The sequence below is a fragment of the Mycobacterium sp. WUMAC-067 genome (genome assembly GCF_020217485.1).
Classification (GTDB): domain Bacteria; phylum Actinomycetota; class Actinomycetes; order Mycobacteriales; family Mycobacteriaceae; genus Mycobacterium.
Genome location: NZ_JAEKMI010000192.1, coordinates 1 through 486, shown reverse-complemented (window position 1 = coordinate 486; position 486 = coordinate 1). Strand labels below are relative to the sequence as shown.

Below are 486 nucleotides of genomic sequence, written 5' to 3'. Positions count from 1 at the left end.
GCGGCGGCGTGCGGTGATCGCCGAGTTTGATGAGCTGATCGAGCGGTGTTATCCGTCGTCGACCCGGGAGTCGGTGGCGCTGCTGGAGTGGATCGGTGTGGCGGGGCGGGTGGAGAATCGGGCGGCCGCGGCGCAGTTGGTGGCGATCGGGGAGTTGTTTGCCTATCGGCTCTCGCGCTGTGCGGAGACCGAGGGCTGGGCGGTGGATACCGAGGCGGCGGTGGCCGCGGAGGTGGGCGCGCAGTTGCGGATCGGCCAGGGCCTGGCGGCGAGTCGGGTGCGCTATGCGCGGGCGATTCGGGAGCGGCTGCCGAAGGTGGGGGCGGTGTTTGCCGCCGGGGATATCGATTACCGGATGTTTCAGACGATCGTGTTCCGCACCGATCTGATCACCGACCCCGAGGTGCTGGGGGCGGTGGACGCGGCGTTGGCGGGCTGTGTGGGTCGGTGGCCGTCGTTGAGTCAGGGCCGGCTGGCCGCGGCGGT

General features: G+C 70.6%; 1 protein-coding gene. It reads left to right on the top strand.

All coding sequences use genetic code 11. From position 1 onward, the window contains the following. Positions 1 to 13: 13 nt before the first annotated feature. The coding region (locus tag JF781_RS28180) for a DUF222 domain-containing protein (RefSeq protein ID WP_225341381.1) at positions 14 to 486 on the top strand (473 nt) is incomplete at its 3' end.